Origin of the sequence: Paracholeplasma brassicae (assembly GCF_000967915.1) — a bacterium.
In the GTDB taxonomy this organism is placed as follows: domain Bacteria; phylum Bacillota_I; class Bacilli_A; order Acholeplasmatales; family UBA5453; genus Paracholeplasma; species Paracholeplasma brassicae.
This window is the reverse complement of the sequence record NC_022549.1, coordinates 792244-818450: the sequence shown is the minus strand read 5'-3', so window position 1 is coordinate 818450 and position 26207 is coordinate 792244. Positions and strand designations below refer to the sequence as shown.

General features: G+C 35.6%; 29 protein-coding genes and 1 tRNA gene. 11 read left to right on the top strand and 19 right to left on the bottom strand.

The genetic code is table 11. The features are described from left to right. Positions 1–2: 2 nt before the first annotated feature. The 11 genes from BN853_RS03740 to BN853_RS03690 all read left to right on the top strand — a co-directional run bounded on the left by BN853_RS03740 (position 3) and on the right by BN853_RS03690 (position 9596). Positions 3–194, top strand: coding sequence for a hypothetical protein (locus BN853_RS03740; protein WP_030004614.1), 192 nt, complete (start codon positions 3–5; stop codon positions 192–194). Then, on the top strand, positions 184–555 hold the full coding sequence (locus BN853_RS03735; protein ID WP_030004613.1) for a hypothetical protein: 372 nt from the start codon (positions 184–186) through the stop codon (positions 553–555). Before BN853_RS03740 ends, BN853_RS03735 begins: the two co-directional genes overlap by 11 nt. A gap of 13 nt (positions 556–568) precedes the next feature. After that, on the top strand, positions 569–1312 hold the full coding sequence (locus BN853_RS03730; RefSeq protein ID WP_030004612.1) for a hypothetical protein: 744 nt from the start codon (positions 569–571) through the stop codon (positions 1310–1312). Between the two features lie 706 nt (positions 1313–2018). Then, positions 2019–2270 (top strand): hypothetical protein, encoded by a 252-nt coding sequence (locus tag BN853_RS03725; RefSeq protein ID WP_030004611.1) that lies wholly within the window; start codon positions 2019–2021, stop codon positions 2268–2270. Between the two features lie 178 nt (positions 2271–2448). After that, complete coding sequence (locus BN853_RS03720) at positions 2449–3033, top strand: S1 family peptidase (RefSeq protein WP_162183934.1); 585 nt, start codon at positions 2449–2451, stop codon at positions 3031–3033. A 15-nt stretch (positions 3034–3048) separates the two neighbouring features. Further along, positions 3049–4653 carry a hypothetical protein gene (locus BN853_RS03715; protein ID WP_030004609.1) on the top strand — a complete coding sequence of 535 codons (1605 nt, stop codon included), beginning with the start codon at positions 3049–3051 and terminating at the stop codon, positions 4651–4653. Positions 4654–4665: 12 nt separating this feature from the next. Then, entirely contained in the window at positions 4666–6822 is a 2157-nt protein-coding gene (locus BN853_RS03710; protein ID WP_052591216.1) for a hypothetical protein, read from the top strand. An 11-nt stretch (positions 6823–6833) separates the two neighbouring features. Then, entirely contained in the window at positions 6834–7061 is a 228-nt protein-coding gene (locus BN853_RS03705) for a hypothetical protein (protein WP_030004607.1), read from the top strand. Between the two features lie 9 nt (positions 7062–7070). Further along, positions 7071–8021, top strand: coding sequence for a hypothetical protein (locus BN853_RS03700; RefSeq protein WP_030004606.1), 951 nt, complete (start codon positions 7071–7073; stop codon positions 8019–8021). Then, positions 8018–8386 (top strand): hypothetical protein, encoded by a 369-nt coding sequence (locus tag BN853_RS03695; RefSeq protein ID WP_052591213.1) that lies wholly within the window; start codon positions 8018–8020, stop codon positions 8384–8386. The genes BN853_RS03700 and BN853_RS03695 overlap by 4 nt, the downstream gene beginning before the upstream one ends. Positions 8387–8738: 352 nt before the next feature. Beyond that, positions 8739–9596 carry a tyrosine-type recombinase/integrase gene (locus BN853_RS03690; RefSeq protein WP_030004604.1) on the top strand — a complete coding sequence of 286 codons (858 nt, stop codon included), beginning with the start codon at positions 8739–8741 and terminating at the stop codon, positions 9594–9596. On the opposite strand, the gene BN853_RS03685 is transcribed toward BN853_RS03690, so the two are convergent. The 19 genes from BN853_RS03685 to hrcA form a co-directional block, all read right to left on the bottom strand. After that, positions 9597–9833: a helix-turn-helix domain-containing protein gene (locus tag BN853_RS03685; protein ID WP_030004603.1), complete on the bottom strand. Its 237-nt coding sequence runs from the start codon at positions 9831–9833 to the stop codon at positions 9597–9599. Positions 9834–10049: 216 nt separating this feature from the next. Further along, a tRNA-Arg gene (locus BN853_RS03680) sits at positions 10050–10126 on the bottom strand. A gap of 108 nt (positions 10127–10234) precedes the next feature. Continuing rightward, positions 10235–10663, bottom strand: a complete 429-nt coding sequence (locus tag BN853_RS03675; protein WP_030004602.1) for a MarR family winged helix-turn-helix transcriptional regulator — start codon at positions 10661–10663, stop codon at positions 10235–10237. A gap of 144 nt (positions 10664–10807) precedes the next feature. Further along, positions 10808–11452, bottom strand: a complete 645-nt coding sequence (locus BN853_RS03670) for a tRNA (adenine(22)-N(1))-methyltransferase (RefSeq protein WP_030004601.1) — start codon at positions 11450–11452, stop codon at positions 10808–10810. Next, entirely contained in the window at positions 11452–12729 is a 1278-nt protein-coding gene (rpoD, locus tag BN853_RS03665) for an RNA polymerase sigma factor RpoD (protein WP_030004600.1), read from the bottom strand. The genes BN853_RS03670 and rpoD overlap by 1 nt, the downstream gene beginning before the upstream one ends. A 2-nt stretch (positions 12730–12731) precedes the next feature. Further along, positions 12732–13814, bottom strand: coding sequence for a sigma-70 family RNA polymerase sigma factor (locus BN853_RS03660; RefSeq protein ID WP_030004599.1), 1083 nt, complete (start codon positions 13812–13814; stop codon positions 12732–12734). Beyond that, positions 13811–15619, bottom strand: coding sequence for a DNA primase (gene dnaG / locus BN853_RS03655; protein WP_030004598.1), 1809 nt, complete (start codon positions 15617–15619; stop codon positions 13811–13813). Before dnaG ends, BN853_RS03660 begins: the two co-directional genes overlap by 4 nt. 19 nt (positions 15620–15638) lie before the next feature. After that, positions 15639–17009 carry a glycine--tRNA ligase gene (locus BN853_RS03650; protein ID WP_030004597.1) on the bottom strand — a complete coding sequence of 457 codons (1371 nt, stop codon included), beginning with the start codon at positions 17007–17009 and terminating at the stop codon, positions 15639–15641. Positions 17010–17024: 15 nt separating this feature from the next. Then, entirely contained in the window at positions 17025–17684 is a 660-nt protein-coding gene (recO, locus tag BN853_RS03645) for a DNA repair protein RecO (RefSeq protein ID WP_030004596.1), read from the bottom strand. After that, on the bottom strand, positions 17665–18564 hold the full coding sequence (gene era / locus BN853_RS03640; RefSeq protein WP_030004595.1) for a GTPase Era: 900 nt from the start codon (positions 18562–18564) through the stop codon (positions 17665–17667). The genes recO and era overlap by 20 nt, the downstream gene beginning before the upstream one ends. Then, a complete protein-coding gene (gene cdd / locus BN853_RS03635) occupies positions 18554–18964 on the bottom strand; it encodes a cytidine deaminase (protein WP_030004594.1) in 411 nt (136 codons plus the stop codon). Before cdd ends, era begins: the two co-directional genes overlap by 11 nt. After that, positions 18957–19379 carry an rRNA maturation RNase YbeY gene (gene ybeY / locus BN853_RS03630; protein ID WP_030004593.1) on the bottom strand — a complete coding sequence of 141 codons (423 nt, stop codon included), beginning with the start codon at positions 19377–19379 and terminating at the stop codon, positions 18957–18959. The genes cdd and ybeY overlap by 8 nt, the downstream gene beginning before the upstream one ends. Next, positions 19379–20326 (bottom strand): PhoH family protein, encoded by a 948-nt coding sequence (locus BN853_RS03625; RefSeq protein ID WP_030004592.1) that lies wholly within the window; start codon positions 20324–20326, stop codon positions 19379–19381. Before BN853_RS03625 ends, ybeY begins: the two co-directional genes overlap by 1 nt. Positions 20327–20407: 81 nt before the next feature. After that, the gene (rpsU, locus tag BN853_RS03620; RefSeq protein ID WP_030004591.1) at positions 20408–20581 is read right to left on the bottom strand and encodes a 30S ribosomal protein S21; all 174 of its coding nucleotides are present in this window, start codon (positions 20579–20581) and stop codon (positions 20408–20410) included. A 92-nt stretch (positions 20582–20673) separates the two neighbouring features. Next, positions 20674–21375 (bottom strand): RsmE family RNA methyltransferase, encoded by a 702-nt coding sequence (locus BN853_RS03615; RefSeq protein WP_030004590.1) that lies wholly within the window; start codon positions 21373–21375, stop codon positions 20674–20676. 143 nt (positions 21376–21518) lie between these two features. Beyond that, entirely contained in the window at positions 21519–22634 is a 1116-nt protein-coding gene (dnaJ, locus tag BN853_RS03610; protein WP_030004589.1) for a molecular chaperone DnaJ, read from the bottom strand. A gap of 46 nt (positions 22635–22680) precedes the next feature. Next, positions 22681–24507 carry a molecular chaperone DnaK gene (gene dnaK, locus BN853_RS03605; RefSeq protein ID WP_030004588.1) on the bottom strand — a complete coding sequence of 609 codons (1827 nt, stop codon included), beginning with the start codon at positions 24505–24507 and terminating at the stop codon, positions 22681–22683. Further along, on the bottom strand, positions 24491–25072 hold the full coding sequence (gene grpE, locus BN853_RS03600) for a nucleotide exchange factor GrpE (protein WP_030004586.1): 582 nt from the start codon (positions 25070–25072) through the stop codon (positions 24491–24493). The genes dnaK and grpE overlap by 17 nt, the downstream gene beginning before the upstream one ends. A 9-nt stretch (positions 25073–25081) precedes the next feature. Then, positions 25082–26095, bottom strand: a complete 1014-nt coding sequence (hrcA, locus tag BN853_RS03595) for a heat-inducible transcriptional repressor HrcA (protein WP_030004585.1) — start codon at positions 26093–26095, stop codon at positions 25082–25084. Between the last annotated feature and the right edge of the window lie 112 nt (positions 26096–26207).

Genomic DNA, 26207 nt, shown 5'->3' with positions numbered 1-26207 from the left:
AAATGAAGATTTCTATTGAAACACTAAAAACGCTAATTATGTATCATATTAGTGAGTATAATAAACTCGAAAAGATGATGCATTTAATTGCGATATCTGATTACATTTCAAAACGTGTTTATCACAGTTTAGAAGTATTGAAACTGAATGATCTATTAACTAAACTTAATGAGGTTCATGGCTATGACAAATAACCAGGACATCAACTTGACTGACATACTAATCAATTTAAGCCCGTTTGATATTGTCAATGACGCTTTCAAGTTTAGAAACAACCAAGAAGAGGAAATCAGCCTCAAAAACGTTGCGATATTGCGTGAGAAATACATCAATGATGATATAGAATTAATCAATGGTGTGATCATCTACTTAGCAATAATCAAGAAAGGCACAATGCCTGGTTTAAGCTATCTGATTAAAACTTACAAAGACTTCAAAAAGAAAAATATTACGAACACAAATAAAATTGTGAATCATATCAAGAACCGAATTCTATTCGAAAAAGAAAGATTAGCTGAGAAAAAGCATAACAAGGAATTGTTCATGAAAAAGTAAAGGAGGGTTAGCCATGGCAAGAAAAGAAAATGTTTACTTCAAACAATCAAACCTAAAACTAGATGGTTTTGATATGCTCTATCACAATAGAGATATGGACACATTCTATGCTAACCCAAATATTGATACGACTGTTAAAATCATACATAGATTTACTTATCATTTTCTAAACCCGAAAAACAAAGATAAGAATACGCTGGAAAGAGTTTATGAACTAAACACAAGTTTAGCTAAGCTATTTAACGTAACTGTCTCAACGGTTCAAAAAGCGATTAGAAACGCAGTTCAAATCGGAGTCATCAGCAAACGATACTATGTCGGCGCTGGTGGTGCATTAGTTGACCATGACGACAATCCAAACGGTGGTTTAACTCAAAGATATGTCGAACTAAATACAGGTCAACTAAAAGACCTTTTTAGAGCTATGCCAAAAGATAAAACATATAAGAAATATAATAAACGTTCGAGAGAACGTCGTTTTGCTTTGCAACGTGCAATGACACTAATTGATAATCCTGACTTAGTCATACAACTGATTAATGAGGCTAGAATCGAAGACATTAAGACAACCAGAACACAATATAACAGTTATGTTGCAAATCAATTTGCTAAATATACGAACCAAGAACCAATTGATTTAGACCAAATCATAGAAGCAACCGAAAACAAGATCACATCAGAGCGTAGAAGCTCACTATTAGGCGACCTCAATAAGTTGCTTGATATCGAGCGAGTTAATCCGGATTGGATTAGCTAAGCGAATATAAACAAACGACCTAGAGTCGTTATTTAGGCATTTAAAAACAACTAAAAATGGCTCTCTCCTTAGCACTCAAATCTTACATTCTAACTTTTTTTAGAAATGTAAATGATTTGGGTGTTTTCTTTTTTCTTAGTTTAATGTAAGTTGCTATGTTGATGATACGTAAGTTGCTATGGTTGAAATCGTAAGTTGCTATGCATAGGAATGATTTTTAAAATAATAAAAAAGAGTATATAGAATACGATTAGTTAAGGCATTCAAGAGGTAGTTCGAAGCGAAATGACTTCTTGTTTTTCTTTTAGATCCCGTAGTCAGTAGATAGTTGTTTGCTTTTTCTGTGTCTTGATGAAAAGATAAAGTCAAAAGAGTTAGTAATGGTTACGCCCCGATACACGTTTCGGGTCGTTCGAGGTTACTTGGCGAATAGAATCAACACCGTTTGGGCTTGAAATCATTATCTGATAATTGACTTGTTGGGTTTAATCAAAGCGCTTAGAACTTTATTTTTGCGGTCATGAACCAAAGGATTTAATCTTTCAAAAAATTATGACGGTACTAAACATTAATATGGATTTTTGAAAATCACAAGGCGAAAGCCTTTTTTTTTCGTTTTTTTTAACAAAAACATACGGCCTAAAATTTAAATTCTTGAAATTCATGTTAGTTTAAAAGCATAAATGAAAAAGGAGGCTTTAAAAAAATGAAATTGAAACAAGTAATCATCAGTGCATTATTTATCTTAGGGGTGTACACACTATTGATTTTCTTATTTGGTGCAACTGCAATCCCGGAGGAACCAGGCATTTTTACAACGGTTCATGAATTCTTTAGCAAACAATACACATTTTTAATTGAAACCAACGTTTCAACACAGAATTTCTATGCGATTGTAATTGCGGTCATTCTTATGACGATTGTTGCGACAACAATGATTTTCAAACTAAAAAAATAAGATGATTCGATGGCTATTTAAGAAATTTAGACTTCTTCTTATCTTAGCACTATTATCATCGGTATTTTGGTTACCTCTTTTAGTCGCTCAGAGCGAATCGAAATTCGAGATAATTGATGAGGTAATCACTGAAGAAGTTGTCAATGATGATTTCAATTATTACACGTCGAGGGCAGTGATGAAATTAATCATTGTTTATGAAAATGACCAGGGCGAAAAAGTAAATGCGACTGGTTCGGCCATCATCATATACGAAGATGATAATTACAGTTATCTGATAACGAATCATCACAATATCAGACATCAAGATTATGATCTAAAAACTATAGTCGCAGTCGATTATACAAACGCAACATATGAGGCCATATCAATGGTCGAAAATGATACTTATGAAATCATATCTGATCTCTATGATTTAGCATTACTTAGAACAAGAAAACTATCAATCAAACCGGCAGTGATATCAACCTTAGAAATGCAACCCGGTTCAGTCGTTCATTCAGTCGGTTATCCCAAAGGCGAACGAGCAATTGAACAAGGCGTATTTATCGAGATGATAAAAGATCTTGAGTATTTTCCTTTTGAAGCAATCAAATCAAACGCAACCATTCAAAAGGGTTCATCAGGCGGTGCATTGATTGATAGAAAAGGCAATTTAATCGGTATGACTACGCTTGGGGCTTTTGCTTCAGGTAATGAATTTGTTTATTCTTATTCAATACCGGTTTCAATCATTCAAGAGTATTTACAACTTTATTTTTAGGAGGAAAAAAGAAAAATGAAACGAATGTTTAAAGGCTTATTATTATTCATTGCGTTCTTTGGTGTATTCATTACAGCTAAACCAGTAACACATGCATCATCGGCCAATTTAACCCTAATGGATCTAAATAGCGGTCAAACGTACAATAGTGACAGTGTAATGTTTACTTCAGCAAATCCAATTGATTTATTAGACGCTAACAATAATATGTCACCTGTCATGTCTGCTACGCAATTTGAAGTGACACTCGGCACGGGTGGCAACTTATCGATTCATTATGAAACCGGCGGAAATTACGTAAAAGTTACAGGTACATATCAATCAGTGATTTTCGCGGATCAATCCGGTGGACAAATGACCATTTCATACAGTGGTGGAACCATGTCAAAACGGGCAGTGCAAGTAACTGCAAACGACCTTAGACCCGGATTCAACGGTCAAGAAACGTTCGCAACCAACGTATCAGACGCTAAACCTTTATCGCACTTCTTGCAGTATATCAAGGTATACGATAACGTCGATGGCGATTTAACCGACCAAATTTATATTATTACTGATAACTACACGACTAATAAAAATGTCCTGGGGACTTGGTCAGTCAAACTTGGTGTTGAAGACTCAGCCGGTAACGTATCAGAGTTCACATTTAATATTCAGGTTGCAGACATTACTGCACCAGTGATTAATGGTAATACCTCAAAGGTTCAAATCAGTTATACCCAAACGTACAATATTACTTCATTTAAGAATTCACTAACCGTATCAGATAACTATGATACGATAGCTAACTCAAAAATCACAATCAAATCAGATAATTACACAGCGAACAAGACAAACCTAGGCACTTACGATATTGTCTTCGAAGTAGCTGATAACTCAGGCAATAAATCAACATTCACAAAGCAAATTGAAGTCGTTGATGACGTCGCACCAACATGGACGGGACAAAACGCATATACCAAGGACGCAACAGCTGTCTTAACCGTTGATACAATCAAAGCGAATCTATCGGCCAATGACTTAAAAGACGGAAACCGTACGGCATACATAACGGTTAAAGAAGATAATTACACCGGCAAAGGTAACCGAGTAGGCACTTATTCAATTATTTTTGAAGTTGCCGATACCAAGGGCAATAAATCAACGTTCACAGTCACAATCGACGTGCGTGATGACATCCCTGGTGTTTGGTACATCGTTAATGGTTCTTCGTTTGTTTTAATCCCGCCAATGAAGTTGACACAAAATCAAATCATTGAATTATTACAACGAACCAATCAAATCCAAGTCACAGGAACCACAAACGTTAATTTCTTCTTGGATGAATACACAGGCAATGAAGAAACACCAGGTGTTTACAATATGGGGTTTAATTTGTCAAATAGTGCAGGTCAATCAAGTGTTCATAACTTTGTGATTACAGTTACAGAAACGGCAGATGATGACCAAATCACTATTACACCTGATGAATCATTTTTAGATGGATTTACTGACTTTGTCAGTTCAAACAAAATCATGATCATTGGTTTATTATCAATCGGCTTAATTTTGATTGTTGCTGTTTCAGTAGCAACCAATAAAAAACCAGCAAGAAAAAGAACTTACAAGAAAAGAAAATAAGGAGTGATGAACTTGAAAAAAGTATTTCTAAGTTTCATTTTAGTATTTACCGCACTATTGGGTGTAACAACCCTAAGTGCAAACACGACGTCGCTTGACTCATGGGACTATATAGATAACTATTATGTGTATAATCAAGACGTCATGTTATCTGATGGTTTATCAATCGAATTATCAAGTGAAATCGACATCACATCACTAGAATACAACTACAATAACAACGGTTATCAGAGCGTTGAAATGAAGCCTGATGGTTCATTTACATTATTCTCTGATATCACGTATCAACCGAATAATATTGCACTTCATGAAGTTTATATCAATGACGTCTTGATTGCAACCTTGGGTATTGATATGTCACTACCGGAAAAATTAAACATTACAATCAGAGCTCTAGGAACCCCTAGAGCTCAACCAATTGAACGATTAGTAACGGACGTTAAGAGTGATTTCAACGAATGGGAGTTAACCATGAATAACGGCGTTTACTTTCTTGAATCAAATCGAGTAAGTAACGACACAAATAAGCTTTTAGTTTCGGTTTCTACCGCATTTAAATCAATCAATGAGACTTACGATAGTTTCATATTAGACGTCGTTGATGGTTCAACGTCAAGAGTCGAGGTTTATCAAGACAATTCAACCATTCATCAAAAATCATCACATGACCTTAGATATCTAAACGCAAACAATCGAACGGCTTTACATCTATACGGTGCAAACACTGAAGAAGATATTTACTTTGATCAGGGCGACCATTTCAAAATTGTTTTAGCTCTTAATAAGAACCTAACTTCTGCTCAGAGAAACGAAATACTAAACGCATTTAATCATAATTATCGTAATACGAACGACTTTGTAGCGGTCATTTTTTCAGTAACCGCCTATCTGATACCAGTAGAAATTGACCTAATCGGTGGCGACTATCAGGCACTACCTGAAACCGAGGGAAGCATTTACTCAGATACGAACAAAATGGGTAAAGTGTCTATTTCTAACCTAGGTAATAATCAATACCAATTCACGATTAACTATGAGCGTATTTACACGTTTGTCTACACATTCGCAAGTAATACCAATGTTTCAATGTTTGATTCAAACTTCGAAGCGTTCTACTACTCTGACAATGGATCTAAGTTTATCGTTTTTAACCTTGGACAACAATCCATGTTTACCTCAAGAAACATCAAAAATCAAACGTTTGTACCATATACAACATGGAACCTTAACACGAACGAATTAGCAACTATTGATGATTTCAATGTTTATCTATATACCAAAAATGAAGCTGGTAATAACATCTATGCTTATTTCTATGTAAATGATTTTGTGATCGATAACTTATTATCGGTATCACTAGCCATGGAATGGCGTTATGTTTCAATCGTTGGATCTAAAGGTGAATGGAATCCATACTTTAGAACACTTGAACAAGGCAACGTCTCATCGGGTAACGTATCATGGAAATTAAAAGCGGCGATGATATCATCTGCAGCGACAGCCGCAGGCTCATTTATACCTGGTTTAGGTTTTCCTATTCTAGCAGTCGGTACACCAGTATCATTACTATTCAACTATCTAGCGGTTGATGAAATGATTGAGAAAGGTTCAATGGCCATTGGTTCAATCAATGAGATTTCTAATGTCGTACCAACCACCACACTTAAAAATGAAATCAACGGGGCATATCGTGAGTATTACGATAACTTTGACGGCATGGATTTATCGAATTACACCCTATGGAAACTACATTTAGGGACGTTTGATAAGTTCTTCCAAGACAGAGTTGAGATAAGAAAAGATAACGGCTTAGACGTCATTTCTTTTAGGTATATGACCGACGGTAAAGTCTACACAATTGATGATTCTAATATCAATGAAGTGTTCAATCCTGGTAGCTTAGAACAAACACCAAATGATAATCCGGTAACACCTGATTGGTTAGCTCGATTACTCAAGTTCATCGAGGAAAACTTTATCGGTATCATTTTAGCTTCAGGTGTTGCGGTAGCGGTTGGGTTTGTCATCTTAATTGTTGCAAAAATTAAGAATGAATTTAGTTCATCTAAGAGACGATATCGAAAAAATAAAGGAAGTAATCTTCCAGGCGTAATCATTGCTTTAGCAATTGCAATCGCAATCATTATATTAGTTACAAGTCTTATTTAGCAGGTGCAAATATGATTGAATTAGGCAATAAAATCCTGGGTATAATCGATTGGATTGTACCCAGTGTACTTGTTATATTAGCAATCTTTATGACCGCTTCAGCACTAAAAGGCTATAAACGAGTTATCACAGACGCTAAAGAAATAACATCCAGTTTCAAAGGTGTTCTATTCTTTATTATTATTGTCGTCGTACTGCTTTTTTGTTGGTTTTACATCAGAAGTTTTCTTAAGATATGAGGTGCTTCAATGACTTTTGAAAAATATGAGTTAAAAATATTCGGATTTATCGATAGATACGAAAAAGTCATAAAAACGTTCATAAGACGATTTGATGACATATTTTTATCAATTATGAGTTTATTTAAATTGCTTCTCAAATCATTTTCCGACGTACTTGATTTAACTACTCGGTTCATGCGATATAGTACGTTCCCTTTACATATGATATGGATTTGGTGGGACATTAAAACCTATCGATTAGAACAGCTAGAAATTGAGCAAATACCATTATTAGAAATGGGACCACAGTATATCTACGGACCTGCAGGCAGTGGAAAATCAACCTGTACTTATCACGTAATGATGGATTATGCTTATCGAACGGGTAAATGTTCACTAACGACCGACTTAATGGAAACAGCTAGAACAGACACCGATGGCACGCCTTATTATTATCATCAGATATTTAATCCGAGTGACTATTTTGTCGACGGTGTACAAGTCGGACAGTTTGATTCTGATCGCTTTAATATTATCGTATATGAAGAAATGTTGACAAAGTATCAGCAACGTAATAACGCTAAAAAATCATATAATGATGAAGTTTTGCCCATGGTTGCGGCGATGGGAACTCAAAGACATCAGGGTATCGATTTATTCTTCTTTATTTCACAACTACCAAAAAACGATATCGCAATCATGCAAATGCTAAAAGGTTATCATGAACCAAAAGTTAAAAAGGGCTTTGATTACCAATATTGGTTACAAACAGGAAAAATCCGATTTCATATAAAGGGTTGGAAAATTAAATCCTATAAAGTTGAAATTATCGATTCGAGTAACTTTAAACTAGTCGATAAGAAAGTTTGGTTCTATCCTTGTGTATATCAAGAAGATATGCAATACTTCAACCGTTTGAACATGAAAGAAAAATACAAAGCACTACCAAAAGTGAAAGGGGTTAAAATGACCGCATGAATGAACAAATAATATCAATAATTATATCAGCTTTATTAATTCTACTATTGATGATCATCAGTTACGTGATTTGGTTTATCTTCTGGACAGCTATCAGAGTACCAATCAAAATGAGAGATGATATCTTTCGAGATCGAGAAGAGGCGACAAAAGACCTTGAAAAAATCCGGGCTGAAAATGTGGAGCAGTGGAGCAAGTTCAGAGAAATGACGGATGAAATTGAAAGGCTAAGAAATGCATACTATGCAGAGAAATCTAAGCTTGAAAAAATCACTGAAGAAAAAATCAAACTTGAAACTCACAACGATAACTTAATCAGAACAACTAAAGAGCTAAAAAAGAGTATCAAAACCGAAGCCAAATAATATATATATACTTATATATATTATCACTAACTATTTTTCGAGTCGGCCATATTAAAAAATGAAAGTGAGGACAACACAATGATTAGTATCTTAAAATCCAAGAAATCAAAAGAAGGAGTAGAAAAAAAGTGCGAACTCATCATAAAAAGACAAAAGTCACCTAAAAGGTGACTTTCGTTTACAACAATCCTGAATTTTCGTCAGGTCTCGGGACTGGCTACCCATGCAAAGATATATTATTACATTTTTTATCATTTGTCAAATAGTAACATTTTTTCAACCTTTCTAATGTATCCTTATATAGGGGATATTTCGCTACATAAGGACATAAAAAGACAAAGGGAGAATTATTATGCTAATTAAAGAATCAATCGAAAGATACACTTCTTTCATAAAAAGACAACATTCAACAGGAACTCATAAATTCTATAAATCACATTTAAATCATTTCTTAAAATGGTGTGATGACAACTTCATTAAGGAATTATCAGATATCAAGTTTACTGCATTTGATGACTACATAGCAGAACAAAAGCGAACATGTTCGAATGCAACAATCAATAAAAGAATAGGAATATTGAAAAGATGGAGTAAACACCAAAATCACGAATGGGATTACTTAAACTCAATTTCGAAATTAAAAGAGCGAAAAACAACTTTTAAAATGATTGATTATAAAACCATGGGCAAAATAAAAAAATTCATCGATACAATGAACGATGAAGTATATAATAACTTGATGTATAAAACGCTTATTCATCTATTAATTGACACTGGGGCAAGAATCAATGAAGTATTGAGCATTGAAAAAAAGAATGTTCAAATCAAGAAAAACGAAATACTACTAACAACAACGAAAACGAAATCAGATCGAATAGTTTTTTTTAGAAACGACACAAAAGAATTACTGAAAAAGTGCATATCTGATCACAAATCAAATTATCTACTTTTCAACAAAGAAAAGAATCGACAACTGAACTATGATGATGTCCGTTTCTTCTTTAGAAAGCTAAAGACAGTTTTAAAAATAGAGGAATTACACCCTCATATGTTTAGGCATACTATGGCTACAAACTGGCTTGAATCAGGTGCAGACTTGCTTTCAGTAATGGAAACGTTAGGGCATAAAAACCTCGAAACAACAGAACGTTATCTTCACATGAGCAAAAAGCATATTAAAAAAACATATCTTGATAAATACAAAGGTTAATCATTCAGCATCATCAATCATTTGACCGACTACTTCGTGAACTCCTCTAAAACCGAATAAATCGTTAGGTGTGCATTTAAATATTTCGCATAACCTGACGATTTGTTTTGCGTTTGGAAGTGAAAGTCCTTTTTCCCATTTCCAGTAATGTGCTTGTGTAATCTCTAGTAAATTCGCTAATTCTCTTTGACTAATTTTTAAACTTTCTCTGTATTCTTTCAATCTCAATATAGTCATTTTAACACCTCCAAATAATTAAACGACATATATAATGTTTCAAAAACGCTTGACAAACAACAGTTGTCAACCGTATAATTGAATTACGACATACAAAATGTGTCAATCAGTGTAAAATATATCCTGGTAACTAACCAGGACAATTGAAGAGTTTGAAAAATATTATTTCTTGCTTGATTAATGGAAAAACTGGATTACTCCAGTGAAATTACTAAGTGGCGTTGCAAGAGGGATTCGAACCCCCGACCGACGGCTTAGAAGGCCGTTGCTCTATCCAGCTGAGCTATTGCAACATTTAAACAGCAAAGATATTATAACCTATATCCATCGCGTTGTAAAGACAAAATTTGCATTTTTTGAAAAATAATAGTTAAGGGGATACCGAGGTATCCCCTTATCAATTATAATTTTCCTACTGCGTTGATTTTGTTTAAGATTCTAAAGAACGTCTTCGTGTCTTGATCACCTAAGTGTTTCATTAATTTGAAAATTCGTGCGTAGTAAACATCTTTAATGCTGTCTACAAATGCTTGTCCTTTCTCTGTTAATAAAACGTAAGTGACACGGTGATCCGTTTTCGAATCCCTTCTAGTTAAATACCCGTCCTCAACTAATTTATTCATTTTATGAGTGATTGCAGGTAATGTAACCTTAAGTCTTTTTGCTATTGCTGATGGCTTGATGCCTGTTGGATCACCAAATGCAACTGAAAGTAATAACGTGATGTCTGCGTCGCTTAATTTGTATTTAGCATGACGGTACACCCCACTTTTTCTGAGTCCTTGTAAAGCTCTTTCAAAATCTTGAGCAAAAACTAATTTTTCATCCATGGTAATTCCCCCCTAACTTTTACGTTTTTATTATATATAATTGCAGTCACAAAGTAAAGTAATTTCTTATTAAAAATGTAAATTATGTAAAAAATATCAAAATTGCGTAAAAAAACACCAAAAACTGATGATTTTTTAGTGTTTTTATTGTATTTGAAGAATCTCGACTCTCTTTTGCAAAATATCAAGTTCTTTAATAAGTTGATTTTTTTTATCAGAATCGACATAAGATAAAATCGTTTTTAATTTGTTCATTTCTTTCTGATAGTATTTGATTGCATTTTTATCGTGTTTCAGAACTGGCCCAAGCAAAAGATCCTCATAATTTAAACGCTCTTTTTCTTTTATTGCCACAACAATCACGTAATAGTGTTTATCATAAACGACTTTTTCATCAACGATTTTAAACCCATTTGCTGATAAATACGATCTCAGTTCAAAAACTCTCGTGTTTGATTGTAAGATGTATTTATCTGCTTTTTTGTGAGGTTGTGAAAGGATTTCTGAGATTAGATGCATCCCCATCCCCGCGATACAAACCCCATCAAATGGTTGATCAATTGATTCAAAGCCGTTTGATTTAATAAAGGATACTTTTTCATTTAATCCTTCGGTTTTTATATTTTTCATCGCTTGTGATAATGGCCCTGAGTTAAGATCAGCAGCTATGGCTTGATTGATGAATCCCTCTTTAAGGGCTTTAACAATTAAGTAGCCGTGATCGGTCCCGATATCGAGTAACGTATCGATGCCTTTAGTTAAAGACGCTAGTGTATCAATTCGGTTCATTATTTTCGAGTAATGTTGAAATCTTTTAATTTCTTTTGTCTCGATGGTTGACGAAGTTTTCTTAATGCTTTGGATTCGATTTGTCTGATACGTTCTCTTGTTACACCAAATTCTTTACCAACTTCTTCTAGTGTGTGTGTTTTACCATCAAGTAAGCCATATCGTAGTCTAAGCACTTTTTCTTCGCGATCGGTCAGTGTCTCTAGGACTTCGTCTAACGTACGTTTAACCATCTCTTGAACGGTATATTCATAAGGGTTTAACGCTTGTGGATCAGAAATAAAGTCTCCTAAGGATGAATCTTCTTCCTCACCGACGGGTGCTTCAAGTGAAATTGGCTCTTGAGCAATTTTTTGAATTTGTTGCACACGTTCAGCGGTAATCCCCATGCGATCACCTATTTCCTCAGGTGAAGGCTCTCTTGAAAGCTCTTGAACAAGCTGACGTTGGATTCGAACCAATTTATTGATGGTTTCAACCATATGGACTGGTATACGAATGGTTCTTGCTTGATCGGCAACCGCTCTTGTGATTGCTTGTCTGATCCACCAAGTTGCGTAAGTCGAGAATTTAAAGCCTTTTTCGTGATCAAATTTATCGACCGCTCGCATCAAGCCCATGTTTCCTTCTTGAATTAAGTCAAGAAACAACATACCTCGACCAACGTATCTTTTTGCAATAGAGACAACCAAACGATAGTTCGCCTCAACAAGTTTATTTTTAGCCAAAATCCCATCTTCTACCATTTGCTCGAGTTGAACGCGGTCTTCATCTGGAATCTCCATGCCCTCATTGATCATGTCATGTAGTTGTTCTTGTGCAAAACGACCTGTGGTTACACGGATGGCATAAGTTACTTCTTCATCGGATGATAACAGTGGAATACGACCGATTTCTTTTAAGTACATTCTAACTGGATCGTCCACTTTAATGGATGCCGGTAGTGACTCAATATTCAGCAGTTCTTCTTCTTTAATGTCTTCAACCTCAAGTGATGACAATGATAAATCATCAAAATCAAGATCCTCGTCATCTAAGTCGTCGTCATCATCTAACTCAACCGCGACTGATTTTTCTTTGTTATCTTCTTCGAAATCATCGATATCGACTTCGTCTTCAAGAGAAATAATATCAATGTCTTCTTCGGTTAGTTTAGCTTCAATTGCCTTATATTCATCTGAATCAAATTTTGCAAATTTGATTACATCATCAAAGGCAACACTGCCATCTTTTTTACCCTTTTTGATTAAATCTTTAATCACTTTTTCTAAATTCATCCCTATTTCTCCTTTATTCGATCGATTAGTAAGCCCGTTTTTCTTAAGCTAACCAAACTTTTACTTATGATTTGTCTGATACGTTCTCTAGTTAAATTCATTTTGTAGCCGATTTCTTCTAGGGTATAAAATCTGCCGTCGTATAATCCAAATCGATACCTCATCACTTGTTCATCTCTTGAACCAAGTGTCTTTAATAATGTATCCAAATATTCTTTTTCTTTTTCAAGAAAGTACTGTTCTTCTGGATCATCAACCCCAGATGCGATAAAATCTGAGAGGGTTGCGTCTTCCTCTGACCCCACTTTTAAATCCAATGAGACCGTGTCCGTTGACAGTTGTTCAAGGCTGATCACTTTTTCTACCGTTAAATCCAAACGATCTGCTAGTTCCTGAGCGGTAGGTTCTTGATTCAATTCTGCTCGTAACTCATTTTTAGTTCGTTGCAGTTTATTTAAGCTTTCAACCAAATGCACTGGCAGTCTAATTGATCTAGCTTGTTTGGCAATTGCTCTTGATATGGATTGTTTAATCCACCAAGTGGCGTAAGTTGAAAACCGATTACCCATACGGTAGTCAAACTTGTCTGCTGCACGCATTAAGCCCATGTTACCCTCTTGAATGATGTCAAGTAAATCGAGTCGGCCGTCATACTTCTTAGCTATTGAGACAACCAGTCTTAGGTTTGAAACGATCAACAGATTTTTGGCTTCTACGCCCATTTCAATCACTTGTTGTCGTTCTTTTTCCTTTGTCTCATCCTCAAGAACACCTAGACCGATGGCTTCATGAGCCTCAAAGACTTTTTTGGTGACTTCTTTTTCTTGTTCTATCGTAAGCATCGATACCTCACCCATGTCTTTTAAATACAGGTAGTAAGGATCAACCGAGGTGCTTTTAGGTTCAACAATCGGTTCAATCTCAACGTCGGTTTGGTAATCGATTTGATAACCTTTTTCTTCTAAAATTACCTTTACTTGATCGTAAAGACCTTCATCTAAATCGGTTAAATCTAAAATAACTTCTAAAGGTACTAACTTTTGATTCTCATAAGTTTTCAATAGCTTTTCTATTTTAGTATTCATCGGTTAACCTTCTTTCTACTTTCGATACCGTTTTTCAATTTCTTTTGACGTTCGGCTAAAAGTGTTTGAGTGTAGGATTCTTCAACTGATTTAAGTTCATCGATAATTTTTTTGTATTCTTTGATGTCCATTAACAATGACATTGTATTCAGTAAGTCTTCGATGTCGCTTTCTTTGAAAACGAACGTCGTTCGCCATTCAAGCGATTGAATGATTTCGTGTTCAAAGACTTGGATTAAATGGTCATCTTTTAAATAGTGTTTAAATGCCTCAACTTCAAATACGTCGTTTGTTTGATAATAATCCATATATAGAATGGTTCTTAGTTTCAACATATCGATGTTAACGACTTTCGTTGTACCTAAGGCTTGCTCGATTCGTGGTGCATATTCTTTGTTTTTCATCATAACAATCAATAATTGTTTTTCCGCTTTATAAAATTTCCTAGGTAAACTCGAGTGGTATGGTTTTGCTTTGTAAGGCAATTGATTTTTTTTAGTAACGTCTAGGTTTGTTTCTTGAGTTTTTGGTTGAAACGCTTGTTTTTTAATGGTCAACGATTCAACAGAAACCCCTATATCCGATGATAACTTTTTCAAGTAGATTTCTTTTACGGTCTTATCGGCATAGATCAATAGGTCAGAAACATTCTTTTGAAATACTTGGATGTCATTCGAGTTTGTTAAGTCTAAGCCTCTTTTATGGATTCGATACCCAAATTGGAATGGGTCTTCTAAGAATTGTCCATAGAGTTCCTCGTATTTTTCTTTTCCGTATTCTTTATAGAAATCATCAGGATCCAATCCATCGGGAATTGATAATACTTCGACCATCAATCCTTCTTGTAAAAGTAACGGAATCGCTTTTAGTGTGGCATTAATTCCCGCCTTATCGCCATCATAGGCAACAATGATACGGTTTGACATGCGTTTTATCAGTTTTGCTTGTTGTCTGGTTAACGCAGTCCCCATCGTAGCTACCGCATTTTTTAATTCGGATTTGTAGGAAGCAATGACATCAAAAAATCCTTCATGTAATATGACGTGTTTTGATAGCCTGATGTCTCTGATGGCTTTTGACAAATGATAGAGCACTTCACCTTTTTTAAATACGACGGTTTCAGGGGTATTTAGATATTTGATTTGATCATTTTTATCCAGTGTACGCCCACTAAACCCCACCACACGGTCTAGATCATCGTGGATTGGAAATGTGACTCGGTTGGTCATTAAGTCGTAATATGTACCATCTTCTCTTTGTTTAATTAAACCGGCGCTAAGCATTACTTCTTCTTCAAAGCCCTGACTTTTCAGTAATTGGTAGAGACTGTCACCCTTCTCTTTTGGTGCTAAACCAATTTCAAAGTGTTTAATTTGCTCATCGGTCATTTCACGCCCATAAAGATAGTTGAGTGCTTGTTTACCTGACTCACTGTTAAACAAGTAAAATTGATAAAAGGCATTGGTGCTCTTTAATGCGTCATGTTCTTTTAGCGTTTTTGATTCTTCTACTTCAATATCTAACTTAATATTTAATTGATCGGCTAAGGCTTTTGCTGCTTGGTTAAAACTCACATTTTTTATTTTTTGATAAAATGTGATTGGATTTCCACCTTCACCACAAGCCATGCATTTTGCTAAGTGTTTTTCAGTTGAAACTGAGAAACTTGGGCTTTTATCCTCATGAAAAGGGCACAAACCCATGTAATTTTTACCCTTTTTTGTTAATTTAACGTAAGGTGATACAAGTGCCACAATATCGGTCTTTTCTATGATTTCATCAATGACATGCCTTGGAATATTCATTTAAAAGACCTCCTTGTTCTTATATCGTCGTACGATCTAATATATATTGTTTTAAATCGCTTATTAAAATACGTTCTTGATTCATCGTATCACGATGTCTAATGGTTACGGTTTGGTTTTCAAGTGTTTCATCATCAACGGTTACGCAAAATGGTGTACCGATCGAATCTTGTCTTCTGTAACGTTTACCGATATTTTGTGTTTCATCGTAAGTAGCGCTTGTGAATTTTTGAACTTGATCAAGTAACTCATAAGCAAACGCTTGATGACGGTTTTTTACCAGTGGCAATATGGCTACTTTGTAAGGGGCTAAGTAAGGATGAAGTTTTAACACTTCTCTGATTGAGCCATCTTCAAGTGTTTCTTCCACATAAGACTGTGTTAGAAATGCCATGAGTAGACGTTCAACACCGACTGAGGGTTCAACCACGTATGGTAAGTAACGTTCATTCGTGTCTGGGTCTAGGTAAGTCAGGTTTTCTTTTGACTCATTTTGATGCGCATTCAAGTCAAAGTTTGTTCTTGATGCAATCCCCCAAAGTTCATCAAATCCCCATGGGAAGCGATATAAAATATCAGTTGTTGCATTTGAGTAATGTGATAATTCTTTTAAAGAATGATCATGAAGCGTCAAATTCTCTTCATCAAGTCCTAAATTGATTAAAAATGACTTACAATAAGTACGCCAATAGTCAAACCATTCAAGTTCCGTACCTGGTTTACAGAAGAACTCAAGTTCCATTTGTTCAAACTCTCTGGTTCTAAAAATAAAGTTTCCTGGCGTAATTTCATTTCGAAAAGACTTTCCGATTTGACAAACACCGAAAGGTAATTTCTTTCTTGTTGTTCGTTGAATGTTCTTAAAATTAATGAAAATACCTTGAGCCGTTTCCGGTCTAAGATAGACCGTATTGCTTGATGATTCGATAACCCCTTGATTGGTTTTAAACATTAGGTTGAAATACCGAATATCTGTCCAATCACTTTTTTGACAATTAGGGCATTTAACTTGGTGTTCACTTAAATAGCCTTCTAACTCTTCTTTACTAAATTCATCTGGATTAACCTCGTAATTATGAGATTTGATCAACTTGTCTGCGCGATGTCTCGTGTGACAATTTTTACATTCAGTTAATGGGTCACTAAATCCCCCAACGTGTCCGGAGGCAACCCACACTTGCGAATTCATTAAAATTGAAGAATCAAGCATCACGTTATATCTGGATTCGTCGTGAAATTTTTGTAGCCATGCTTTTTTAATGTTGTTTTTTAACAAGCTACCAAGCGGACCGTAATCCCATGTGTTGGCAAGTCCACCATAAAGTTCACTACCTTGGTAAATATAGCCAGTTGCTTTTGCATACGCAACTAATTTATCTAAACTGATCATATAAATTCCTCTATTCTATATACTTTTTATGTTGTAATCTAAGTGGTATTGATAAAATGCTTTGATCAACGACCAAATCTGTTTTCTTGCTTTTTCTGTTAAATCGATTTGATCATCTTTTTTCATAAAATACAGTTGTGATAAACAAATCGTTGTTTCTAGATCGAGTGAAATCGGTAGTTTATTCTCTATCGTAGCGACACTTGCGTGTTCTAAATTAAAACCTAAAGGATGATCTCCTTTAAAATTCAATCCATATCCAAGCGCGTAAAGAACTTTTAAAGAAATCGCCATGCTGGCAATTTCTGGTTGAACCTCACTTAAGAATGAAACAATCAGTTCGAATAACTTATCATGAGGCAAATCTTCAATGAAAATGCGATCGATGATTTCAAGAACCACGGATACTTGTTTTAAGTGCTCATATGACTTTTTTATTTCTTCGAAAGGTTCAATGAGTTGTGCACCTCGTAAGTCAAACATCGTTTTTTCACTGTCGTAAAACTCAATCAGCGTAAAATACTGCGATAAGAATCGTAGGTCACTTTTTAGACTTTTAGCGCCTTTTGCTACAAGCGTTTGTTTACCGCGCGCTGTATAAACGAATAAGAGTTTAGACGATTCTTTGTAATCTTGAGTTTTATAGATTAAACCTTTAGAGATTTGTTTTGTCATCATAACCAAACGAACGCATGTCAGTGACTTTATTGCGCCAATTCTTTTTTACTTTTACCCATAAGTTTAAATGGATTTTCGTTTCAAGCACTCGGTTAATATCGATACGTGCTTCCGTACCGATTTCTTTTAGCATTTGTCCGTTTTTTCCAATAATGATTTGCTTTTGAGAGTTTCTTTCAACGATGATTGAGGCGTGAACTTCATATAAGGTCCCATTCATTTCTGCGTGTTCAATCACCACAGCAACGGCATGAGGCACTTCTTCTTGTGTTTTATATAAAACTTTCTCACGGATCAATTCTGCCATAATTTGAAAATCACTTTGGTCCGATATTTCATCATTTCCAAATAAAGGATAGCCATTTGGTAATTGTGGCGCTAGTTCATCTAATAATCGATCAATGTGTGTTTGATTTTTTGCAGATATTGGTAATACACCTTTAAATGCGTATTGATCCATGTAGCTTAAAATAATCTTATCTATGTCAATTTTCGATTTTAACGTATCGATTTTATTGATGACTAGGTATACGGGTGTGTCTAAGTCTTTAAATAGTTTAATGATTTGATCTTCAGCATAAGACCTTGGACCATCCACCATAAACAAAACAATATCCATGCCACGAATCGATGCAATCGCGGTCTTGTCAAGTAGGCGACCTAATTCGTGTTGTGCTTTATGAATACCTGGGGTATCAACGAAAACCATTTGGTAGTTTTCTTTTGATTTAATCCCTAAAATTCGATTTCTGGTTGTTTGAGGTTTTGGACTTGTTATTGCTACTTTCTTTCCAATAACGGCATTTAGAAACGTAGACTTCCCAACATTCGGTCTACCAATAATACTTACAAATCCACTCTTAAAATTACTCGTCATTGTCTTCAATCTCATCAAACGAATAAGGCAGTAATTCTTTTATGTTGGTTTCTTTGATATCGCCTTTTAAATTAGATAAATAAACTGGTGCGTCTTTTGGTAAAAGTTCATTCATGACTTGTCTACAAGCCCCACAAGGACTAATTGGCCCTTCGGTTTGTCCTGTAATAGCCATCGCAACAATATCTTCTTTACGATAGCCCTGACTATAGGCACTAAAAAGTGCACTTCTTTCGCCACAATTTGATAACCCAAATGAGGCGTTTTCAATGTTTGCCCCATGAATGATTGTTCCATCCTTCATAAGTAATGCCGCACCCACACCGAATTTTGAATATGGTGAGTAGGTTTGTTTTCTAGCAAGAATGGCTTGTGCCACAAGTTGTTCTTTATTAATCATTTGATATCTTCCTTTCTAGTGAAGCTTTTTTAAGAATTTCTTCTTGTTTTTGTGTCATTTCTTTTTCTTCTGTTTCGGTATGGTGATCGTAACCTAGTAAATGTAGATAGCCATGGACCGCTAAAAATCCAATTTCTCTTTCGATAGAATGACCATAACTTTGTGCTTGTTCAATTGCTTTATCAATGCAGATAAAAACATCGCCATGATATCCTTCTTCATCGTCTGGGAAACTAATTACATCGGTTGGTTTGTCAACGTTTCGGTATTGTTTATTCAGTTCATGTATTTGTTCGAGTGACATGAAGATGATGGTCATAGAATTGTCATCATCAACCTTAGAAAATAGATGATTTATGAGTGTTTCTGCGTCTTTAGTATCTTTTGTTGTTTGATTATAAAATGTAATTTCCATTACGATTGCTCATACCTCTCTAATATTTTTTGCACCAATGGGTTTCTAACCACATCCACACGTTTAAATGTGACTACTTTAATTGATTCAATTCCATCGAGTTTAGTAATTGCTTCATTTAACCCTGATGAAACGCCTTTAGCCAAATCGGCTTGTGATGGGTCGCCTGTAATGACCATTTTAGAAGAAAACCCGAGTCGAGTTAGAAACATCTTCATTTGAGCACTTGTTGTGTTTTGCGCTTCATCTAAAATAATATATGCATTTTCAAGTGTGCGACCCCTCATATAGGCCAGAGGCGCAATTTCTATGATTCCTTTTTCCATTAATGACATGGTTGTCTCTACACCTAAAAACTCATAAAGTGCGTCGTAGAGTGGAATTAAATATGGATCGACTTTTTCTTTTAGATCACCAGGTAAAAAGCCCAGTGACTCACCAGCTTCGACTGCTGGTCTCGTTAATATTAGTTTTTTAACCTTGTTTTGTTTGAGAAAACTAACGGCTTGTGCAACCGCTAAATACGTTTTTCCTGTACCTGCTGGACCAACTCCAAACACTAAATCGAAGTTATTAAGCGCTTCTTGATAGATTTTTTGTGTATAGGTTTTAGCATAGATCGGTTTACCGACAAAATTAGTTAAAATTTGTTTTCTGTTTTGATAGAGTTGTTTTGCTTGATTCAGTTCGTTTGATTCAGCTAATTTAATCAGATAGATGACATCTCGCTCGGTAATATTAATGTCTTTTGCAATCTCGATTAATTCATTTAAAACAGCTTCCATAATAGAGATAATCGCTTCATCTTCACAATCTGTAAAAAATTCCGCCTTATCAAGCACTAAATTATAGCCAAAATAGGTCTTAAAGACCTCAAGGTTTTTATCAAATGCACCAACGACGTTGTAACTGAGCGTTGGGTCTTTTAATTGAATGCTTAATTTCATTTAATCACTCCTAGCATTATTATATCATAATAATGTAAAAAACGATTGATTTTTAGCAAATAAAAAAGCACAATTAAGTGCTTATTTTTTGTTGCTTCGAGCTGCTTGACGTTTCAATTTACGGTCAACACTTGGTTTTACATAAAATTCACGCTTACGTGCTTCTGCGAGGGTTCCAGATCTGGATACGTCACGTTTGAAACGACGCAATGCATCTTCGATAGATTCTGTTTCACGTACTACGATTTTAGGCATGTCTGCCCTCCTTCCGCACTTAAATACCTTAAGCCGTTATCATTATATCTAATTCAAGACTGTTTGTAAAGTCTTTTATTACATTTTTTAAATTATTCATAAATTGAGTCAATCACAGACAATGCGTAAATCGCTGCAATCTCAGTTTGTAAGATTCTTTTGCCTAAACTTATTGACTTAGCGCCTAGTTTTGTAAAGAAATCTAACTCAACTGGGCTAATACCGCCTTCTGGTCCAACAATCAGTATGATTTTCTTATCACTTTGACTATAACCCAGTACTTCTTTTATTGTGGTTGTTTTTTCTTGTTCATAGGCAAGTAAAATAATCGCATCCTCATATGAAATCTTTGAAATGCTCTTTTGATAAGTGATGACGGGGTAGTCATTACGATGTGCTAATCGAGCCGATTCAATTGCGATTTTTTGAAGTCTATCGACTTTTTTATCGTCTTTTTTCGGATCCATTTTAGCTATCGAATACGTCATTTCAGTAAAAATAATTGAAGATACACCAAATTGTGTTGCGTACTTAGTGGTAATTTCTGCTTTATCTGACTTTGGTAATCCTTGAATAAGCACAACCTCAGGTAGCTTATTTTGGGATATTATTTCTTTGATTTCTTGAAATTGAATGACGTCTGCGACTTGTGTAAGTGCTGCAATATAACAGCGTTTATTTGGATAGCAAACTTCGATATGGTCGCCTTTTTTCATTCGCATGACGGTCTTGATATGATACGCATTTTCAGCTGTTATGACGTTTTCTTGTGATTCTAAAAAATAGCGTTGCATGTTCTCACCTTCTTGCCTAATTATAGTAACATATTTTAGTGCTGTATTCAATTTTTTTATTTAATTAAGAAGCTAATCGTAGTGAGTTGATATCACTAAAACAGGTTGTAAAAAATACCAGCGTTTGTGCTGGTATTCTTGAGTTAGTTTTTGAATATGTTTTTAAACTTATCCCAGGCACTTTCTTTGCCTTTTGGTTCAAGTTTATCAAACTGCTTTAATAATTCCACTTGTTCTTTGGTTAGGTTCGTTGGTGTTTGAATATTGACGATAACCAACTGATCACCTTTTCTGCCCGTGTTCACATTCGCAACCCCTTTTTCTCTCATTCTAAGGGTGGTTCCTGTTTGTGTTCCAGGTTGAATCTTTAAGGCAACGTCCCCATAAATCGTCGGTACGTCGATTGTATCACCTAGCGTTGCTTGGACAAATGTCACTGGAACTTCTAGGATGATGTTGTCATCATTTCTTCTAAATACCTTGTGTGGTTTCACTCTAAATCTTAAGTATAAATCACCGGATGGACCGCCATTTGAGCCGCCCTCACCATAACCTGGCATACGAAGTGACATGTTATTGTCAATGCCCGCAGGCACCTTAACTTCGACTTCTTTTGTGATTTTTTCACGACCAATACCATTACATGTTTTACACTTATTCTTAATTACTTTTCCACGACCACCGCATTTAGGACAAACTTGTTGACTTCTAATGGTACCCAAAATGGTACGTTGTTCCACGTTGATGGACCCTTGCCCATGACAGCGATCACAAGTCTCAACATCTGAGGCACTATGTGCACCACTTCCGCCACACGTATGACAAGCTTGATCCGTTTCAACTTTAATGGTTTTTTTAGTCCCTAAAACTGCCTCTTCAAATGTGATATTCATCACACGTTCTAAATCGTCACCGCGTTGAGGTCCATTTGGATCTCTACGTTGTTGACCACCACCACCGAAAAATGAACTAAATATGTCTGAGAATCCGCCAAAACCTTCAAAACCGCCGCCGCCACCAAAGCCGCCTTGTCCAAACGGACCATTATGGCCATATTGGTCATACTGACTGCGTTTTTCTGGGTCACCTATGGTATCATAAGCTTCTTGAACTTCCTTGAATTTCTCTTCCGCATTTGCCTCACTTGAAACGTCCGGGTGATATTTTTTTGCTAAACTTCGATATGCTTTCTTGATTTCTTCTGGTGTTGCGTCTTTTTTAACACCTAAGACATCATAATAGTCTCTTTTATTTGCCATAAGTCACTCCTATTTACCAAAAGGGGCCGTAGCCCCTAAGGTTAAATTATTTTTCTTCAAATTCTGCATCTACGGTCTTACCATCTTTTGAACTATGGTTTTGAGTTTCGTTAGATCCTTCTTGAGTTTGTTGTGTTTGTTGATATGCCTTGACTGCTAAGTCTTGTGCGGTTTTTTCTAATGCTTCTTTTTTCGTGCGAATTAAGTCGATATCGCTACCTTTTAGTGCTTCTTCTAAGTCTTTAATCAGCGCTTCTGCGGTTTGTTTTTCATCCGCTGTCACTTGTTCTTTTAAATCAACAATTGCTTTGTTGGTTTGGAAAATCAAGCTTGAAGAATCATTTCTTAAGTCCGCTTCTTCACGTTTTTTCTTATCAGCTTCTGCATTTTCTTCGGCTTCTTTAACCAATTTTTCAATTTCAGCGTCTGTCATTGCAGATCCACCTGAGATGGTGATCTTTTGTTCTTTATTTGTGCCTAAGTCTTTAGCACTTACGTTAACGATACCGTTGGCATCAATATCAAATTTAACTTCAATTTGTGGCACGCCTCTTGGTGCAGGTGGAATGTCACCTAATTGGAATCGACCTAATGTCTTGTTATCAGCTGCCATTTGTCTTTCACCTTGTAAGACATGGATATCAACAGCTGGTTGATTGTCTGCTGCAGTTGAAAATACTTGTGATTTTGATGTTGGAATGGTTGTATTACGTTCGATTAACTTTGTAAATACCCCACCAAGTGTTTCAATACCTAGAGAAAGTGGTGTCACGTCTAGTAATAAGACGTCTTTGACATCCCCTGATAATACCCCACCTTGGATAGCTGCACCCATCGCAACAACTTCATCTGGGTTTACACTTCGGTTCGGTTCTTTTCCGAGTTCACGTTTGACAATTTCTTGTACCGCAGGAATACGGGTTGATCCACCAACCAATAAGACTTGGTGTAATTTATTGGGTTCGATTTTAGCATCTTTTAATGCACGACGAACTGGTCCAACCGTACGTTCAACCAAATCGCGTGTTAATTCATCGAATTTCGCTCTTGATAAAGACATCTCTAAGTGGAGAGGTCCTGCAACACCCATTGAAATGAAAGGCAATGAAATTTGTGAGGTTGTCACACCTGAAAGTTCTTTTTTAGCCTTTTCTGCCGCATCTCTTAGACGTTGAACAGCCATCTTATCTAATGACAAGTCGACGTTGTTTTCTTTTTTGAATTCTTGAACAATGTAGTCAACAACCTTTTGGTCAAAGTCATCCCCACCGAGTTTGTTATCCCCAGCGGTTGATAGTACTTCAAATGTACCATCCGCTAAGTGGAGGATTGATACGTCAAATGTACCACCACCTAAGTCAAATACTAAAACAGTTTGTTCTTTTTCTAATTTATCAATACCATAAGCAAGTGCTGCTGCCGTAGGTTCGTTGATAATACGCATTACTTCTAAACCAGCAATCTTACCTGCATCTTTAGTAGCTTGTCTTTGAGCGTCATTAAAATACGCTGGTACGGTAATAACCGCTTTAGATACTTTCGCACCAAGATAGTCTTCTGCTGTTTTCTTTAAGTTTTGAAGAATCATCGCTGAGAGTTCTTGAGGGCTATATTTTTTACCATTAATGTCTGCACGGTAGTTACCTTCACCCATGTGTCTCTTAATTGAGCTCACGGTATTTGGGTTTGTAATTGCTTGACGTTTTGCAACGTCACCAACCGAAATTTCTTCACCTTTAAACGCGATAACTGAAGGGGTTGTTCTTGACCCGTCTGCGTTTGGAATTACTTTAGCTTCTCCACCTTCCATAATGGATACTACTGAGTTTGTTGTACCTAAGTCGATACCGATAATTTTATTTGTCGTTGCCATTTTCATCACTCCATTCGTTTACTTTGACCATGGCAGGTCTGATTAGTCTTTCTTTGTAGGTGTAGCCAGTTTGTGTAACAGAAACGACAACACCATTTGGTTTATCTTTATCACTAACTTTATCAATTGCATGATGGAAGTTAGGATCAAATTGCTTATCTAATGCGTTTACCTCTTTTAATCCATCCGACTCAAGCGTATTAAATATTTGGTCATTGATCATCTTAAAACCAATTAAATAATTTTTTAGTAATTCATTGTCAGTTGGCATGTTCACAACCAATCTTAATTGATCGATTGATGGTAATAACGATTCAACTAAATTTTGAGACGCATATTTTCTTTCATTAACACGCTCTTGTTGAACACGTTTTTTGAAGTTTTCAAGTTCAGCTAATTGTCTTAAGTACTTTTCTTTTAGCTCTTTATTTTCTTCCTTTAGTTGTTCAATTTCTTCCTTATACTTGTTTTTTTCAGACTTTTTCTTTTCTTTGTAATCATTTTTTTGATCCGCTTCGTTTAATTCTTCGGTTGTTTCTACAACAACTTCTTTTTCCTTATCCAACTATTTCACCTACTTGTTATATAATTTCGCAATGTTTTTCGCGATGTATTCCATCAAAGGAATGACTTTTGAATAATCCATTCGTGTTGGACCAATAATAGCAATGGTCCCTTTTTCTTCTTCTGTCACGTAGTAAGGCACGGAAATAATCGTACAAGTGTCGGTTGGCATAAAACTGGCTTCTCTACCAATCTTTACCGATAACTTATCGGCATTTCCAATCATTTTTGCGACGTCTTTACGATCAAGCATCGTCATTAATTCTTTTAAACGTTCTGGGTCGTTTATATCGACTTGACCAACCATATGTCCCATACCAGTTAGATAAACATTATCCTCTGACATCTCAACAAATGCGTTTAGAAAACGATTGATCAGCTTTTCTTGATAGTCCATGTACTCAATGACGTTTTCTTCTGTAAATGCATTTTTAAGAATACGCTTGGCATCTTTGACCAACTGATTTTCAAGTAAGTCGTTTAAACTTGAAATGATTCGTTTGAAATCATCCATACTCAAATCGATTGGTAGCGTAACTAATTCATTTTGAACATGTCCTTTATCCGTCACGATTAATACAACCGCTTCTTTATTATATAACGGGATAAAGTCGATTTTCTTAATTCTCGCAAACGCTTCAGTCGGCCCTAAAACAATCGATGTATAATTGGTCAATTCACTAAGCAAATTAATGGCTTCTTTGACCGCTTTTTCCTTGCTTGATTCGTTATCTTTAAATAGTCGATCAATCATCGGGAAAACTTCTTCGATTTCTTCATCTCTTGTTACAAGGTTTTCAACGTAATATCGATAACCTAAATTTGAGGGGATACGCCCACTCGAGGTATGTGTTTTTTCTAGAAATCCTAATTCTTCAAGTACCGCCATATCGTATCTTATCGTTGCTGACGAAAAGTTCAAATATGGTTTTTCAGTTAACGCCTTAGAACCAACTGGTTGGCCATCCGAAACGTATAATTCAATGATTGCTTTTAAAATTAGTTTTTGTCTGTTCGATAACACACCATCACCTCTTCTTTGCACTCTGTGTCATTCAGTGCCAAGTTTATTGTATAATATCAAATTAGCACTGTCAAGTAAAAAGTGCAAAAAATAAAAAATATGGTAGAATTTG

Coding starts and splice junctions, on each gene's coding strand:
- BN853_RS03730 (WP_030004612.1), top strand. CDS start 569: ATGGCAAGAAAAGAAAATGTTTACTTCAAACAATCAAACCTAAAACTA.
- BN853_RS03675 (WP_030004602.1), bottom strand. CDS start 10,663: ATGGATGAAAAATTAGTTTTTGCTCAAGATTTTGAAAGAGCTTTACAA.
- dnaJ (WP_030004589.1), bottom strand. CDS start 22,634: ATGGCAAATAAAAGAGACTATTATGATGTCTTAGGTGTTAAAAAAGAC.
- BN853_RS03685 (WP_030004603.1), bottom strand. CDS start 9,833: ATGACTATATTGAGATTGAAAGAATACAGAGAAAGTTTAAAAATTAGT.
- rpsU (WP_030004591.1), bottom strand. CDS start 20,581: ATGCCTAAAATCGTAGTACGTGAAACAGAATCTATCGAAGATGCATTG.
- BN853_RS03670 (WP_030004601.1), bottom strand. CDS start 11,452: ATGAACCGAATTGATACACTAGCGTCTTTAACTAAAGGCATCGATACG.
- BN853_RS03700 (WP_030004606.1), top strand. CDS start 7,071: ATGACTTTTGAAAAATATGAGTTAAAAATATTCGGATTTATCGATAGA.
- BN853_RS03650 (WP_030004597.1), bottom strand. CDS start 17,009: ATGATCAGTTTAGATAAATTAGTTGCGTATGCAAAAGCAACTGGCTAT.
- BN853_RS03615 (WP_030004590.1), bottom strand. CDS start 21,375: ATGCAACGCTATTTTTTAGAATCACAAGAAAACGTCATAACAGCTGAA.
- BN853_RS03695 (WP_052591213.1), top strand. CDS start 8,018: ATGAATGAACAAATAATATCAATAATTATATCAGCTTTATTAATTCTA.
- BN853_RS03625 (WP_030004592.1), bottom strand. CDS start 20,326: ATGAAATTAAGCATTCAATTAAAAGACCCAACGCTCAGTTACAACGTC.
- rpoD (WP_030004600.1), bottom strand. CDS start 12,729: ATGAATTTAGAAAAAGTGATTAAAGATTTAATCAAAAAGGGTAAAAAA.
- dnaG (WP_030004598.1), bottom strand. CDS start 15,619: ATGAATATTCCAAGGCATGTCATTGATGAAATCATAGAAAAGACCGAT.
- BN853_RS03690 (WP_030004604.1), top strand. CDS start 8,739: ATGCTAATTAAAGAATCAATCGAAAGATACACTTCTTTCATAAAAAGA.
- ybeY (WP_030004593.1), bottom strand. CDS start 19,379: ATGGAAATTACATTTTATAATCAAACAACAAAAGATACTAAAGACGCA.
- recO (WP_030004596.1), bottom strand. CDS start 17,684: ATGACAAAACAAATCTCTAAAGGTTTAATCTATAAAACTCAAGATTAC.
- BN853_RS03715 (WP_030004609.1), top strand. CDS start 3,049: ATGAAACGAATGTTTAAAGGCTTATTATTATTCATTGCGTTCTTTGGT.
- BN853_RS03740 (WP_030004614.1), top strand. CDS start 3: ATGAAGATTTCTATTGAAACACTAAAAACGCTAATTATGTATCATATT.
- BN853_RS03735 (WP_030004613.1), top strand. CDS start 184: ATGACAAATAACCAGGACATCAACTTGACTGACATACTAATCAATTTA.
- era (WP_030004595.1), bottom strand. CDS start 18,564: ATGACGAGTAATTTTAAGAGTGGATTTGTAAGTATTATTGGTAGACCG.
- BN853_RS03660 (WP_030004599.1), bottom strand. CDS start 13,814: ATGAATACTAAAATAGAAAAGCTATTGAAAACTTATGAGAATCAAAAG.
- BN853_RS03705 (WP_030004607.1), top strand. CDS start 6,834: ATGATTGAATTAGGCAATAAAATCCTGGGTATAATCGATTGGATTGTA.
- dnaK (WP_030004588.1), bottom strand. CDS start 24,507: ATGGCAACGACAAATAAAATTATCGGTATCGACTTAGGTACAACAAAC.
- cdd (WP_030004594.1), bottom strand. CDS start 18,964: ATGATTAATAAAGAACAACTTGTGGCACAAGCCATTCTTGCTAGAAAA.
- BN853_RS03725 (WP_030004611.1), top strand. CDS start 2,019: ATGAAATTGAAACAAGTAATCATCAGTGCATTATTTATCTTAGGGGTG.
- BN853_RS03720 (WP_162183934.1), top strand. CDS start 2,449: ATGAAATTAATCATTGTTTATGAAAATGACCAGGGCGAAAAAGTAAAT.